Annotated in this window: 14 protein-coding genes and 1 pseudogene; 6 read left to right on the top strand and 9 right to left on the bottom strand. The window is 67.6% G+C overall.

Translation table 11 applies throughout. The annotated features are described in order from the left end of the window. Window positions 1-96: 96 nt before the first annotated feature. The 4 genes and pseudogenes from BIZ42_RS04960 to BIZ42_RS04975 all read left to right on the top strand — a co-directional run bounded on the left by BIZ42_RS04960 (window position 97) and on the right by BIZ42_RS04975 (window position 4,245). Complete coding sequence (locus BIZ42_RS04960) at window positions 97-1,686, top strand: choline dehydrogenase (protein WP_070425736.1); 1,590 nt, start codon at window positions 97-99, stop codon at window positions 1,684-1,686. 165 nt (window positions 1,687-1,851) lie between these two features. Continuing rightward, entirely contained in the window at window positions 1,852-3,246 is a 1,395-nt protein-coding gene (locus BIZ42_RS04965) for a serine hydrolase domain-containing protein (RefSeq protein ID WP_019185120.1), read from the top strand. A gap of 262 nt (window positions 3,247-3,508) precedes the next feature. Then, window positions 3,509-3,964: pseudogene (locus tag BIZ42_RS19985) on the top strand (hypothetical protein); the annotation flags it as partial. An 89-nt stretch (window positions 3,965-4,053) separates the two neighbouring features. Continuing rightward, a complete protein-coding gene (locus tag BIZ42_RS04975; RefSeq protein WP_070425738.1) occupies window positions 4,054-4,245 on the top strand; it encodes a hypothetical protein in 192 nt (63 codons plus the stop codon). 643 nt (window positions 4,246-4,888) lie between these two features. Here the strand turns inward: BIZ42_RS04975 and gcvH are convergent. From gcvH to nudE, 8 genes are all read right to left on the bottom strand, one after another. Beyond that, entirely contained in the window at window positions 4,889-5,284 is a 396-nt protein-coding gene (gene gcvH, locus BIZ42_RS04980; protein ID WP_019185123.1) for a glycine cleavage system protein GcvH, read from the bottom strand. 97 nt (window positions 5,285-5,381) lie between these two features. Next, window positions 5,382-6,494 carry a glycine cleavage system aminomethyltransferase GcvT gene (gene gcvT / locus BIZ42_RS04985; RefSeq protein WP_070425739.1) on the bottom strand — a complete coding sequence of 371 codons (1,113 nt, stop codon included), beginning with the start codon at window positions 6,492-6,494 and terminating at the stop codon, window positions 5,382-5,384. Window positions 6,495-6,580: 86 nt separating this feature from the next. Beyond that, entirely contained in the window at window positions 6,581-7,012 is a 432-nt protein-coding gene (locus BIZ42_RS04990) for an NfeD family protein (RefSeq protein ID WP_070425740.1), read from the bottom strand. 1 nt (window position 7,013) lies between these two features. After that, window positions 7,014-7,976, bottom strand: a complete 963-nt coding sequence (locus BIZ42_RS04995; RefSeq protein WP_070425741.1) for an SPFH domain-containing protein — start codon at window positions 7,974-7,976, stop codon at window positions 7,014-7,016. 93 nt (window positions 7,977-8,069) lie between these two features. Further along, entirely contained in the window at window positions 8,070-8,393 is a 324-nt protein-coding gene (locus BIZ42_RS05000) for a YnfA family protein (RefSeq protein ID WP_070425742.1), read from the bottom strand. Next, entirely contained in the window at window positions 8,390-9,202 is an 813-nt protein-coding gene (gene mazG, locus BIZ42_RS05005) for a nucleoside triphosphate pyrophosphohydrolase (protein ID WP_070425743.1), read from the bottom strand. Before mazG ends, BIZ42_RS05000 begins: the two co-directional genes overlap by 4 nt. A 16-nt stretch (window positions 9,203-9,218) precedes the next feature. Continuing rightward, entirely contained in the window at window positions 9,219-10,022 is an 804-nt protein-coding gene (gene cysQ / locus BIZ42_RS05010) for a 3'(2'),5'-bisphosphate nucleotidase CysQ (protein ID WP_070425744.1), read from the bottom strand. After that, complete coding sequence (gene nudE, locus BIZ42_RS05015; RefSeq protein ID WP_070425745.1) at window positions 10,019-10,567, bottom strand: ADP compounds hydrolase NudE; 549 nt, start codon at window positions 10,565-10,567, stop codon at window positions 10,019-10,021. The genes cysQ and nudE overlap by 4 nt, the downstream gene beginning before the upstream one ends. Before the next feature lie 50 nt (window positions 10,568-10,617). Here nudE and bioA point away from each other — a divergent pair, with 50 nt between their 5' ends. Continuing rightward, window positions 10,618-12,009 (top strand): adenosylmethionine--8-amino-7-oxononanoate transaminase, encoded by a 1,392-nt coding sequence (gene bioA, locus BIZ42_RS05020; RefSeq protein WP_070425746.1) that lies wholly within the window; start codon window positions 10,618-10,620, stop codon window positions 12,007-12,009. Further along, a complete protein-coding gene (locus BIZ42_RS05025) occupies window positions 12,000-12,734 on the top strand; it encodes a 16S rRNA (uracil(1498)-N(3))-methyltransferase (RefSeq protein WP_070425747.1) in 735 nt (244 codons plus the stop codon). Before bioA ends, BIZ42_RS05025 begins: the two co-directional genes overlap by 10 nt. 94 nt (window positions 12,735-12,828) lie before the next feature. Here the strand turns inward: BIZ42_RS05025 and BIZ42_RS05030 are convergent, their stop codons facing one another. Beyond that, window positions 12,829-13,302, bottom strand: a complete 474-nt coding sequence (locus BIZ42_RS05030; protein WP_070425748.1) for a chemotaxis protein CheW — start codon at window positions 13,300-13,302, stop codon at window positions 12,829-12,831. Window positions 13,303-13,306 lie beyond the last annotated feature (4 nt).

Below are 13,306 nucleotides of genomic sequence, written 5' to 3' on the forward strand. Positions count from 1 at the left end.
GGCGCGGCCACCTGCGCAACGCTGCGTGGCCGATGCTGCAGCCCCTGCGCGGGGCAACCTGCCTTATGCTCGGCGGGCACCCCGTCCAGGAGCGGCATGTACGACTACATCGTCATTGGTGCCGGCTCGGCCGGCTGCGTGCTGGCCAACCGGCTCAGCGTAGACCCTGCCTGCCGGGTGCTGCTGCTGGAAGCCGGCCCGCGCGACACCAACCCGTTCATCCACATGCCGGCCGGGTTGGCGCGGCTGGTCAACAACCGCCGCATCAACTGGAACCTGGACACCGAGCCCGAGCCCGCGCTCGGCGGCCGTCGCCTGTGGTGGCCACGCGGCAAGGTGCTGGGCGGCTCCAGCTCGATCAATGCGATGTGCTACGTGCGTGGCGTACCAGCCGACTACGATGGCTGGGAGGCCGCCGGTGCCACCGGCTGGGGCTGGGAGCAGGTGCTGCCCTGGTTCGTGCAGGGCGAGCGCAACAGCCGCGGTGCCAGCGCGCTGCACGGCGATGCCGGTCCGCTGTCGGTGTCCGACCTGCGCCACCACAACCCTCTCTCGGCTGCCTTCATCGCGGCCGCGCAGCAGGCCGGCCACGCCCATAACCCCGACTTCAATGGCCACCAGCAGCTCGGTGTGGGGCTGTACCAGGTCACCCAGCGCGAAGGCGCGCGCTGCTCGAGCGCGGACGCCTACCTGCGCCCGGCGCGCCACCGGCGCAATCTGACGGTGCTGACCGGTGCCCACGCCGTCGCGCTGAGCTTCGACGGCACCACCGCCACCGGCGTGCACTATCGGCGTGGCGGGCAGCACCTGCATGCACGCGCAGGGACCGAGGTGATCCTCAGCGCCGGCGCCATCCATTCCCCGCACCTGCTGATGCTGTCCGGCATCGGCGAGGCGGACACGTTGCGCTGCCACGGCATCACGCCGCGGGTGGACCTGCCCGGGGTCGGCCGCAACCTGCAGGACCACCTGGACATCTGCACCGTCGTGCACACCGGACCAGGCGTCAGCTACGACCGCAGCAGCGAACTGCGCATCGCCATCGACTACTTCCTGCGTGGCCATCGCGGCGCCGGCACCAGCAACCTGGCCGAGGCCGGTGGTTTCGTGCGCTCATCGCTGGCCACCGATGCCCGCGCCGACGTGCAGTTCCATTTCGTCCCGGCAATGCTCGACAACCACGGCCGCCACCGCCTTCCCGGCGACGGCTACACCCTGCATGCATGCCCGCTGCACCCCCGCAGCCGCGGCCGCTTGCGGCTGCGCGACGCCGACGCACGCTCAGCGCCCCGCATCCATGCCAACTACCTGGGCGATACGGGTGGCCATGACCTGAAGATGATGCTCGAATGCGCGCGCCTGGCGCGCACGATCCTGGCCCAGCCCGCCTTCGACCGTTGGCGCGGCACGCCCGTGTTTCCGTCGCACAGCAATCTCGATGACACCGCGCTCGAGGCGTTCATCCGGGCCAAGGCCGAGACCGTCTATCACCCGGTCGGCACCTGCGCGATGGGGCAGCATGCCCAGGCCGTGGTCGACCCGACCCTGCGCGTGCACGGCACCCGGCGACTGCGGGTAGTGGACGCTTCGGTGATGCCCACCCTGATCAGCGGCAATACCAACGCGCCGACGATGATGATCGCCGAGCGGGCCGCCCACTGGATCCGGACCGCCGCGGCAGGCTGAACAGGGGTGCGCTGGCCGCCCTCCCGTGCCCGCGACCGATCGGCACCGGGATCGGCAAAACCCGCACGTTTTCAATGCGATACGCATTCATCTTCGATTCGTTTGTGCAATCACGAAAAGCGGCGCTAGAATCGGTCACAGCAGTCGCGCACGGGCACCCATACGATGAACCAGAACAACAGGCGCCGACCGATCCGTTCGGCGGCAACCGGGTTGTTGGGCATGTTGATGCCCATCGCCATGTCTTCCACCGCGCAGACCCCTGTCGCCTCGCCCGCCGCATTGCCGGTCAACATCGAGGAGTCGGCGCCGACCGCGGCACCGCACACCCAGCCTGCAGCGTACCGCACGACCCCGGCCGGCCTGAAGGTGCAGCCGCCCGCGCCGGGCTTCAACGTCGCTTCGATCGAATCGATGGCGCAGCAGCTCACCTACGGCGAGCGCGTGCCCGGGATGGCCGTGGCCATCGTCCAGGGCGGCCGCGTGCTGAGCGCGCGCGGCTACGGCGTCACCGACGTCAACAACCCGCAGCAGGTCGATGCCCACACCGTGTTCCGCCTGGCCTCGCTGTCCAAGGCCTTCGCCGGCACGATGGCCGGGCTGCTGGTCAACGACGGCACGCTGCGCTGGGACAGCAAGGTCACCGACTACGTGCCCGGCTTCCAGCTCAGCACGCCCGAGGCGACCGAGCGCCTGACCGTGGCCGATCTGCTCAGCCATCGCGTTGGCCTGCCGTACAACGCCTACGACCGCGACGTTGAAGCCAACGCCGAGTACTACACCCTCACCCACAAGCTGGCCGCCACCTCGCTCAAGTGCCTGCCCGGCGACTGCTATGCGTACCAGAACGTGGCCTTCAGCCTGATCGGCGATGTCGTCTACGCCGCCTCCGGCAGCTTCTACGAACAGTCCGTCGAGCGCCGCCTGTTCAAGCCGCTCGGCATGGACGATGCCAGCCTCGGCCTGGCCGGCATCCAGGCCAGCTCGCGCTGGGCCCGCCCGCACGTGCGCAGCCGCAACGGCTGGGTCGCGCTCACGCCCAAGCCGACGTATTACCGCCTTGCTCCGGCCGCCGGCGTCAACGCCAGTGCCAGCGACATGGCGCAGTGGTTGCTGGCCCACACCGGCCACCGCCCTGACGTGCTGCCGGCCCCCTTGCTGGCCACGCTGCACGCCAGCCTGATCAGCACCCCCGGCGAAATGCGCTCGGGCTGGCGCCGCGAGCGCCTCAACTCGGCCGGCTACGCCCTCGGCTGGCGCACCTTCGATTACGCCGGCCACGAGGTGATCTTCCATGCCGGTGCCGTCCAGGGCTATCGCGGCCTGGTCGCCCTCGTGCCCGAACGTGACCTCGGCATCGCCATCATGTGGAACGGCGAGAGCAGCCTGCCCAGCGGCCTGCTGCCGACCGTGCTCGACCAGGCGATGGGCCTGCCGACCCAGCGTTGGCTGGACGTGGACACCGATTTCGGCAGCGACAACCTCATGGCCGAAGACGCCGCCCCGCAGGGCAAGCGCAAGGGCGTCTCGTCGAACCGCGCCGTCGCCTCCCCGCGCTGATCCGCGCGCACAGTGGCATCGAGAAAGGCGGCCGGATGGCCGCCTTTTTCATTGTTTCCGTTTGCCTTGCCCATAAAAAAACTCCTTCCCCGCTGGGCTGCCAGGGAAGGAGTCTCAGGTACGGCTATCGGGAAAAACTCAGATCAGCGGTGCCGGGGTTGCCGGCAGAGCGACCGGTGCGGCCTTCTTCTTGCGAACGGCCGGCTTGCGCTTTGCAACCTTCTTCACCGCCTTCTTCGCCGATGCCTTCTTGGCCGGAGCCTTGCGGGCAGTCGCCTTCTTGGCGGTGGCCTTCTTGGCTACCTTGCGGGTGGCCTTCTTGGCAGTCTTCTTGGCAGCCTTCTTCGGAGCGGCTTTCTTGGCTACCTTGCGGGTCGCCTTCTTGGCCGTCTTCTTTACCGCCTTTTTCGCGGTCTTCTTGGTGGCTGCCTTCTTTGCAGTCTTCTTGGCGGCCTTCTTCGCCGTCTTCTTCACTGCCTTCTTCGCGGTCTTCTTGGTCGCAGCCTTCTTTGCCGTCTTCTTCACGGCCTTCTTCGCCGTCTTCTTCACGGCTGCCTTGCGGGCGGTCGCCTTCTTGGCCGCCTTCTTCACCGTCTTCTTGGCAGCAGCTTTCTTGGCTACCTTCTTGACGGCCTTCTTGGCAGTGGCCTTCTTAGCGACCTTCTTGGCTGCCTTTTTGGCGGCCGGCTTTTTCTTCGCAGCTTTCTTGGTTGCCATGGGATGGCTCCTCGTCAGTGATCTATGGAGTGGAAACGCCCAGGTAAAGCAAACCCGCCGTTGCTGCGTTGCGGGGACCGCCGTCGCGTCATGCGCGTCGTGACGGATACGGTGACACCCGCCGCATCTGGCCAGGCAGGTATCGAAGAGGAAAGGAACTTGCGGTTCGCCGGAGGAAGCGAAGCCATCTCCACCGTCATGGGACGCGAGGTGGATGTCCAGGTTGTGCTTCGCGACTTGATGTCGATTCTGCTCACTCTGTTCGCAGGCAAGGTCTGCTGAGGCGAAACCTAATCACGCTTTTTTTGACTGTCAACAACCCCGGCGAAAAATTTTCACACCGGCGCCTTGCCTCGCCCCCCTCGCTGCGCCCGCGTGCGACCTGCCAAACGCACGATGCCGCCGCCGGCGCGAACGCCCTGCGCCCGCACACGCTGACAACACTGAAAAGAAAAACACTTAAAAGAAGCACTTTCGTGTCGCGACATCGCAACATCGCGGTGCATGCCATTGCGTGCCCGCGCGTGCAGCCTGCTCGACCACGCACCTCGCCAGCCTCCCCGTGCGCCCCTTAAACGGACCGGAAAACTTTTCACATCTGCGCGCACTTTTTTCGACCCGATTCGCGCAACTGCGCAAACTTTTGACCGCCCTGGCACCGGCGCGTCCGTCCGCGATGATCGACTTCGAGCGTCCGTGCGCGTCCATATCGATGCCACATCGGTGCGCGATCGGGTGCGCGGCGCGGACCCGATCACCGGCTGCATCGGCACCGAACCGATCGTCATGAGCCCGTGGTCGCGATCGCGTGCCGCCGCGCGCGCACTGCAATCCTCACGTACTGCTAACGCCGTTCGCGTGCGCCCGGCGAACGGGCAAAAAAAAACGGCCGCACCAGGCGGCCGTTCTTCAGCGGCGGCGACGATCAGTGATCGTCGTTTTCCAGCAGCTCGGCGTAGTCGTCCGGACCCAACAGGTCGTTGACTTCTTCCAGGCCGGCCACTTCGACGACATAGATCCAGCCGTCGCCGTAGGCGTCTTCGTTGATGGTTTCCGGCTTGTCGCTCAGGGCCGAATTGACCTCGACCACCGTGCCGGTGATCGGGCTGTACACGTCCGAGGCGGCCTTGACCGACTCGACCACGGCAGCCTGCTCGCCGGCCTTGACCTCCTGGCCAACCTCCGGCAGTTCAACGTAGACCAGGTCGCCGAGCAGGCCCTGGGCGTGGTCGGAAATACCGACGGTGACGCGGCCATTGCCTTCAACGCGCGCCCACTCGTGGGACTTGAGGAATTTGAGGTCGCCGGGGATCTCGCTCATGGGACTGCTCCGAGGAATATCAGGGGGGTCAAGAAACGGGGGTAGTGTAACCAACCGGCGCGGATGCGGAGGCATCCGCGCCGGGTAAAGCACGGCATCAGCCGTCGATCAGCACACCGGGCTGGGGCTGGCCTTCGCGCACGAACGGGAACTTCACCACGCGCACCGGAACCTGCTTGCCGCGGATATCCACGCGGACCTCGCCCAGTTCGCCGCCCGGCACGCGGGCGAACGCGATGCCCTTGCCCAGGGTCGGCGAGAAGGTGCCGGACAGGATCTCGCCCTCGCCGCCGGCGGTGAGTACCACCTGGCCGTGGCGCAGTACGCCCTTCTCGTCCATCACCAGGCCGATCAGCTGGCGGGCGTTGCCGGCCGCCTTCTGCGCTTCGAGCACGTCGCGACCGATGAAGTGGCGACCTTCGTCCAGCGCCACGGTCCAGGCCAGGCCGGCTTCGTACGGGGTGATCTCTTCGTCCATGTCCTGGCCGTAGAGGTTCATGCCGGCTTCCAGGCGCAGCGTGTCGCGCGCACCCAGGCCAGCCGGACGCACGCCGGCGGCGCTCAGGGCATTCCAGAAGGCGACCACGGCGCTCTGCGGCAACAGGATCTCGAAACCGTCCTCACCGGTGTACCCGGTGCGGGCCACGAACAGCGCGGTGCCATCGGCGGTGGTGGTTTCCAGCGCGGCGAAACGGCCCAACTTCTCCAGCGCGGCGCGGTCGCCCTCGCCGAGCAGGCTGATCACGCGCTCGCGCGCGGTCGGCCCCTGCACCGCGATGATGGCCAGGTCTTCGCGCTCGATCACCTCCACGTTGAAGGCCGCGGCCTGCTGGCGGATCCAGGCCAGGTCCTTTTCGCGGGTGGAGGCGTTGACCACCATGCGGAAGAAATCGTCGGCCATGTAGTAGACGATCAGGTCGTCGATCACGCCGCCGCGGGCATTGAGCATGCACGAGTACAGTGCCTTGCCGGTGGCCTTGAGCTTGTCCACCGAGTTGGCCAGCAGCGTGCGCAGGAACGGCTTGACCTGGTCACCGCGCAGGTCGACCACGGTCATGTGGCTGACGTCGAACATGCCGGCGTCGCTGCGCACCAGATGGTGCTCGTCCAGCTGCGAACCGTAATGAATGGGCATGTCCCAGCCACCGAAATCGACCATCTTGGCGCCGAGTGCGCGGTGGGTATCGTTGAGAAGCGTCTTCTGGGTCATGACCGGTTCCGGGGGAATGAAGGCAAGACATCCATTATCCCAGAACCGTCTTCACAACGCCTGCGGCGGTGCGGGAAAACCGCGGATCAGGCCTGCTGCACCTTCAGCGTCATCCCTTCCACCGCCACCACCCGTACCGGGCTGCCGGCGGGCAGGTCGGGACCTGCGACAACCCAGAAGGCATCGTCCACCTTGGCCCGGCCCTTGCCGGCGGTGATGGCCTGGTCGAGCACGACCACCCGCCCGATCAGCTGTTCGGCGCGGCGGTTCAACAGCGGCTGGTCGCTCCGGCGATCGTGCGACCGGCCCCAGCGGCGGTAGCACTGGATCGAGACCACGCTGAGCACCACGAACGCGACCACCTGCCACAGCAGCGGGATCTCGGCGAACACCGCCACCAGCACGAACACCGCAGCCGCACCGATCCCGATCCACAACATGAAGGCACCGGGCGCGAGCGCCTCGGCGGCGAACAGCACCAGTGCCAGCGCGCCCCAGGCCACCACTTCCCAGCGCATGTCAGCCTCCGATCCGCGGCGGGACGCCGCGCGTGGTTTTCTTCTCTTCCTGCTTGGCGAACGCTTCGCGTGCCAGCTCGGCGACGCCGGCGATCGAGCCGATCACCCCGCTGGCCTCCATCGGCATCAGCACCAGCTTCTGGTTCGGCGAGGTCGCCAGTTCCTTGAATGCTTCCACGTACTTCTGCGCGATGAAGTAGTTGATCGCCTGCACGTCGCCCTGGGCGATCGCCTCGGACACCATCGTGGTGGCCTTGGCTTCGGCCTCGGCCAGGCGTTCGCGCGCTTCAGCGTCGCGGAAGGCGGCCTCCTTGCGTCCCTCGGCCTCGAGCACCGTGGCCTGCTTTTCGCCCTCGGCGCGCAGGATCTCGGACTGGCGCGAGCCCTCGGCTTCCAGGATCTGCGCGCGCTTCTCGCGTTCGGCCTTCATCTGCCGCGCCATCGCATCAAGCAGGTCGCGCGGCGGCTGGATGTCGCGGATTTCGATGCGGTTGACCTTCACGCCCCACGGGTTGGTGGCATGGTCGACCACGCTCAGCAGCTGGGCGTTGATCACTTCGCGCTGGCTGAGCGATTCATCCAGGTCCATCGAGCCGATCACGGTACGGATGTTGGTCTGCACCAGGGCGATCATCGCCACTTCCAGGTTGGCGACCTCGTAGGCGGCCTTGGCGGCATCGAGCACCTGGAAGAACACCACGCCATCCACGCGCACGGCAGCGTTGTCCTTGGTGATCACTTCCTGGCTGGGCACATCCAGCACCTGCTCCATCATGTTCACCTTGCGCCCCACGCCGTAGACGATCGGGATCAGGAAATGCAGGCCCGGCGACATGGTGTGGGTGTAGCGGCCGAAGCGCTCCACGGTCCATTCGTAGCCCTGCGGCACCATGCGCACGGCCTTGAACAGGATGACAACGGCCACGAAGGCCAGCACAAGCGAGAACAGCATGGTCGGAAACATCAGGTCACTCCCTTTCCCCGGATTCGTAGCACCGAGTATAGCCACGCTGCCTTCACGCCCGCATCGGGGTGCCTGACGCGCCGCAGGTCGGGATCAGGCGCTGCGCGGGGCGAACATGATCACCATCATCCCGGCCAGGCACAGGCCGACGCCCAGCAGGTCCCAGCGGCTGGGGCGGATGCCGTCCACCAGCCACAACCACATCAGCGCGGTGCCGATGTAGACCCCGCCATAGGCCGCATAGACACGGCCGCTGGCGGCCGGGTGCAGGGTCAGCAGCCAGGCGAACACTGCCAGGCTGGCAGCGGCCGGCAACAGCAGCCACGCGCTGCCCTCCCTGCGCAGCCACAGCCAGGGCAGGTAACACCCGACAATCTCGGCCACGGCGGTCAGCACGAACAGCAGCAGCGTTTTCACGGCTTGGGCTCGTCCGCCTTGGCCTGCTGCCAGAGGGCTTCCTGCGCGTCCAGATCGAGCGCGGCCATGGTCTGCCCGGCTGCGTGGGCCTGGGCTTCCATCGCGCGGAAGCGGCGCTCGAACTTCTGGTTGGCCTGGCGCAGTGCGGCGCCGACATCGACCTTGGCGTGGCGGGCCAGATTGGCACAGACGAACAGCAGGTCGCCGAGTTCTTCCTGCAGGCGCGCGTGGTTTTCCTCGACCGGGCCGCGCGCGAATTCAGCGGCGACCTCGTCCAGTTCCTCGCGTACTTTATCCATCACCGGCGCCGGGCCCGGCCAGTCGAAACCCACCCGCGCCGCGCGCGCCTGCAGCTTCACCGCCCGCTGCCATTCCGGCAGGCCGCGCGAGATCCCGGCCAGCGCCGAGGTATCGGTCTGGCCCTTGGCGGCGCGCTCGGCGCGTTTGATCGCCTCCCAGTTGCTGTTGACGTCCTCCGCACCGTTCACCTGGACCTGGGAGAACACATGCGGGTGGCGACGCTCCATCTTGTCGCTGATCGCGCGGGCGACGTCGGCAAACCCGAACGCGCCCTGCTCCTGCGCCATCTGCGCATGGAAGACCACCTGGAGCAGCAGGTCGCCGAGTTCATCCTTCAGGTCATCCAGGTCACCCCGGTCGATCGCATCGGCGACCTCGTAGGCTTCCTCGATGGTGTACGGGGCGATGCTGGCGAAATCCTGCTGCAGGTCCCAGGGGCAGCCCTGCTGCGGGTCGCGCAGGCGCGCCATGATGCCCAGCAGGCGGTCCAGTTCGGGGGTGGCAGGCATCGTTGCTCCAGTCAGGTCAGGCGGGCAGCCACTCGCGCCACGGCAGGCGGGTATCGCCCAGCGCGATGAAGTCACCGTTCAAGAGGGTCTCGCGGCGGTTGTAGCGGAACGGCTTGCCGGTCTCGGCCGAGAGCACCGCGCCACCGGCGGCATGCAGTACGCACTGACCGGCGGCGGTGTCCCATTCGGACGTCGGGCCCAGACGCGGGTAGACGTCCAGCGTGCCCTCGGCCAGCCGGCAGAATTTGAGCGAGGAGCCCTGTGCGAGCACCTCGATATCGCCCATGCGGTCCAGCAGCGCCTGGGTCTGCTCGCTGCGATGCGAGCGGCTGGCGGCGACCCGCAGCGGCGCCGAGGCCGGCGTGCGGGTGCGCAGTACCGAATCGCGCATGCCGTCGCGGCGATAGGCCAGCTCGCCGCGCATGGCGTGCCAGACCTGGCCGGTGGCCGGGGCCAGCACCACGCCGAAGGCCGGTGCGCCCTGGTAGATCAGCGCGATGTTGACGCTGAACTCGTCGTTGCGCTTGACGAATTCGCGGGTGCCGTCGAGCGGATCGACCAGCCAGTACGCCCCCCAGTGCTGGCGGACCTCCCACGGTACCTGCGCCGATTCTTCAGACAGGATCGGCAGGTCCGGGGTCAGCTGCGCCAGCCCGCGCTCGATCACCTGGTTGGCGCCGAGGTCGGCGGCGGTGACCGGGCTGTGGTCGGACTTGATCTCCACATCGAACGGGGTGGCGTAGACGGCCATGATGGCAGCGGCCGCGTCCTGGGCGATGGCGATGACGGTTTCGCGCAGATCCGTCGTGAGTTTGATCATTCCTTCCGTCCCAGCCACTCGCGCGCGATGAACAGCGCCGCCAGCGATCGGCCCTCGGAGAAGTCCTCGCGCAGCATCAGCTGGTCCAGGTCGGCCAGCTTCCACGGCACGACGTCCAGTTCCTCCGGCTCGTCGCCGGCCAGGCGCTCGGGGTATAGATCGCGCGCCACCACCAGCCACGACTGGTGGCTCATGTAGGTCGGCGCCAGGGTCATTGCGCGCAGCACATCGACCCGACGGGCACCGTAGCCGGCCTCCTCCTTCAATTCGCGGTCGGCCGCCTGTTCGGGCGTCTCGCCGGCATCGATGCGCCCTTTCACCAGGCCCAGCTCGTAGCGATGCATGCCGGCGGCGTATTCACGCACCAGCAGCACGGTCTCGTCGTCGAGCATCGGCACCACCACCACGGCGCCATGGCCGCGGGTCACCAGCCGTTCGAAGCGGCGGCGTTCGCCATTGGAGAATTCCAGATCCAGATGCTGGCGCTGGAACGGCCCGCTTTCCTCGTCCGTGATCTGGTGGATGATGGGCAGGCGACGGCTCATGCGAGCATCTCTAGAATGGGTACTGGTGAAAACGTGTTCATGAGCCCGAAATGCTAGCAGACCCAGCCCCCCTCACGCTGGCCGATCAGTGGCGGCAACGCGATCTGGCCGTGCTGTGGCACCCGTGCACGCAGATGCGCGAGCACCCCGACACCCTGCCCCTGCTGCCGATCGCCCGTGGCGAAGGCCCGTGGTTGATCGACCACGACGGCCATCGCTATCTGGACGCGGTGAGCAGTTGGTGGACCAATCTGTTCGGCCATGCGCAGCCGCGCATCGGCGCGGCCATCGCCCAGCAGGCCACGCAGCTGGAACAGGTGATGCTGGCCGGCTTCAGCCATGCGCCGGCGGTGCGGCTGGCCGAGCGCCTGCTGGCGATCGCGCCACGCCAGGCCGGGCGTGATCCGCTGGCCAAGGTGTTCTATGCCGACAACGGTTCGGCCGGGGTGGAAGTGGCGCTGAAGATGGCCTTCCACTATTTCCGCAACCGCGGGGAGAACCACCGCACGCGCTTCGTGGCATTGGAGAACGGCTACCACGGCGAAACCCTGGGTGCGCTGTCGGTCGGCGACATCCCGCTGTACCGGCGGGTATACGCGCCGCTGCTGACCGAGGCACTGTTCGCGCCCTCGCCCGACGCCTACCTGGCCGAACCCGGCCAGAGCGCGGCGCAGCGTGCGCACCAGGCGGCCGATGCGCTGGCCACGCTGTTCGACCAGCACCCGGGCGAGATCTGCGCGGTGATCCTGGAGCCGCGCCTGCAGTGCGCCGGCGGCATGCGCATGCATGACCCGGTCTATCTGCAGCGTGCGCGTGCGTTGTGCGATGCCAACGGTGCGTTCCTGATCGCCGATGAAATCGCCACCGGTTTCGGCCGCACCGGCACGATGTTCGCCTGCGAACAGGCCGGGGTGATGCCCGACCTGCTGTGCCTGTCCAAGGGCCTGACCGGCGGCTTCCTGCCACTCTCGGCGGTGCTGGCCACGCAGGCGCTGTACGACGCCTTCCTGGACGATTCGCGCGAGCGCGCGTTCCTGCATTCGCACAGTTACACCGGCAATCCGCTGGCCTGCGCCGCTGCGCTGGCGACGCTGGACATCTTCGCCGACGAGGACGTGATCGCCCGCAACCGCAGCACCGCTGAAGTGATGCGCACCCTGGCCGCACCGTTCGCCGACCACGCGCATGTCGCCGATGTGCGCCAGGCCGGGATGGTGGTGGCGTTCGAACTGACCCGCAACGGCGACAAGCGTACGCCGTTCCCGGCCGAGGCCAGAATCGGGCTGCACGCCTACAAGGCCGCGCTCAAGCGCGGCGTGGTGCTGCGCCCACTGGGCAATGTGCTGTATTGGATGCCGCCGTACTGCGTGGAGGACGACCATCTGGATCTGCTTGCACTGACCACCCTGGCTGCCATCGACGAGGCCGTCGCATGCGCGTGACCCGGAGCTACATCGATCATCCGCTGACTGTCGGCCAGACCCTGTCGCTGCCCGAGGATGCGGCCAACCATCTGGTCCGCGTGATGCGCCTGCGCGAAGGCGATGGCTGCGTGCTGTTCAACGGCGATGGCCAGGACTACAGCGCGACCCTGGTGGTGGTGGGCAAGCGCGATGCGCAGGTGCGCATCGAGGCCGCCACCGCGCTGGACAACGAATCGCCGTTGCACATCACCCTGCTGCAGGGCATCGCCCGTGGCGAGAAGATGGACCTGATCCTGCAGAAGGCCACCGAACTGGGCGTGCAGGCCTTCGTGCCGGTCAATGCCGAGCGCACGGAAGTGAAGCTTGACGCGGCCCGCGCCGAGAAGCGCCTGGCGCACTGGCACAGCGTGGTGGTCTCGGCCTGTGGCCAATCCGGCCGCGCGCGCGTGCCAAGCGTGGTCGCGCCGCGATCGCTGCAGGACGCCGCCAACGCGATGCCGGCCGAGGCGTTGAAGCTGACCCTGGATCCACAGGGCGAGCATCGCTTGTCGACGCTCTCGGCCGCACCGGGCGGCGTGGTGATCGCGATCGGCCCGGAAGGCGGCTGGTCGCCGCGCGACCGCCAGGCGCTGGCCGCGGCGGGCTTCCAGGGATTGCAGTTGGGCCCGCGCGTGCTGCGTACCGAGACCGCAGGGCTGGCGGCGATTGCGGCGGTGCAGGCACGCCTGGGCGATCTGGGCTGACGATCGCGCTTGCCTGACGCCTCAGCCCCCTTGATTCATCGGGAGCGATTGCCCCCTTGAGTCCAGGGAGCGCGCCGACAGGCGCGGGGACACTTCACCCCGCGACCGGGAAAGCGTCGTCCAGCGCCGCTTCCAGGGCGTCCAGGTCCGGCAGCAGCGCACTCTGCTCACCCAGCAGCACGCGCATGTGCACGCCCTGAGGCAGGGTTTCTTCGGACGCGTCGGCGAGCAGGCCGTCGCGCGGCACCGCGATCAGCTGCGGGAACGTCTGGGTCAGCAGGGCGAAGTACGGGCGGCGCGGATTGCCGCCCAGTGCCTTGAGCACGACCACCTTGTTGTTGGTCACCACCGGCTCGTCGCCCTGCCCGGACAACCGGGCAAAGGACAGCAGCGGCACGTCCCAGCCGTGCCAGGCGATCTGCCCGACCAGCCAGGCCGGCGCGTCGGGCACGGTTTCGACCGGCACCTTGGACATCATTTCGGCGACGGTGGCATTGGGCAGCAGCACGCGTTCGTGCCCGGCCTGGATCAGGACACCGCGGATTTCGTCGTTGCTGGCGTAGCTCATGGAG

It is taken from the genome of Stenotrophomonas sp. LM091 (genome assembly GCF_001806305.1).
GTDB classification, from domain to species: Bacteria; Pseudomonadota; Gammaproteobacteria; order Xanthomonadales; family Xanthomonadaceae; genus Stenotrophomonas; species Stenotrophomonas bentonitica_A.

Coding starts and splice junctions, on each gene's coding strand:
- BIZ42_RS04960 (WP_070425736.1), top strand. CDS start 97: ATGTACGACTACATCGTCATTGGTGCCGGCTCGGCCGGCTGCGTGCTG.
- BIZ42_RS04965 (WP_019185120.1), top strand. CDS start 1,852: ATGAACCAGAACAACAGGCGCCGACCGATCCGTTCGGCGGCAACCGGG.
- BIZ42_RS04975 (WP_070425738.1), top strand. CDS start 4,054: ATGCGCGTCGTGACGGATACGGTGACACCCGCCGCATCTGGCCAGGCA.
- gcvH (WP_019185123.1), bottom strand. CDS start 5,284: ATGAGCGAGATCCCCGGCGACCTCAAATTCCTCAAGTCCCACGAGTGG.
- gcvT (WP_070425739.1), bottom strand. CDS start 6,494: ATGACCCAGAAGACGCTTCTCAACGATACCCACCGCGCACTCGGCGCC.
- BIZ42_RS04990 (WP_070425740.1), bottom strand. CDS start 7,012: ATGCGCTGGGAAGTGGTGGCCTGGGGCGCGCTGGCACTGGTGCTGTTC.
- BIZ42_RS04995 (WP_070425741.1), bottom strand. CDS start 7,976: ATGTTTCCGACCATGCTGTTCTCGCTTGTGCTGGCCTTCGTGGCCGTT.
- mazG (WP_070425743.1), bottom strand. CDS start 9,202: ATGCCTGCCACCCCCGAACTGGACCGCCTGCTGGGCATCATGGCGCGC.
- cysQ (WP_070425744.1), bottom strand. CDS start 10,022: ATGATCAAACTCACGACGGATCTGCGCGAAACCGTCATCGCCATCGCC.
- nudE (WP_070425745.1), bottom strand. CDS start 10,567: ATGAGCCGTCGCCTGCCCATCATCCACCAGATCACGGACGAGGAAAGC.
- bioA (WP_070425746.1), top strand. CDS start 10,618: ATGCTAGCAGACCCAGCCCCCCTCACGCTGGCCGATCAGTGGCGGCAA.
- BIZ42_RS05025 (WP_070425747.1), top strand. CDS start 12,000: ATGCGCGTGACCCGGAGCTACATCGATCATCCGCTGACTGTCGGCCAG.
- BIZ42_RS05030 (WP_070425748.1), bottom strand. CDS start 13,302: ATGAGCTACGCCAGCAACGACGAAATCCGCGGTGTCCTGATCCAGGCC.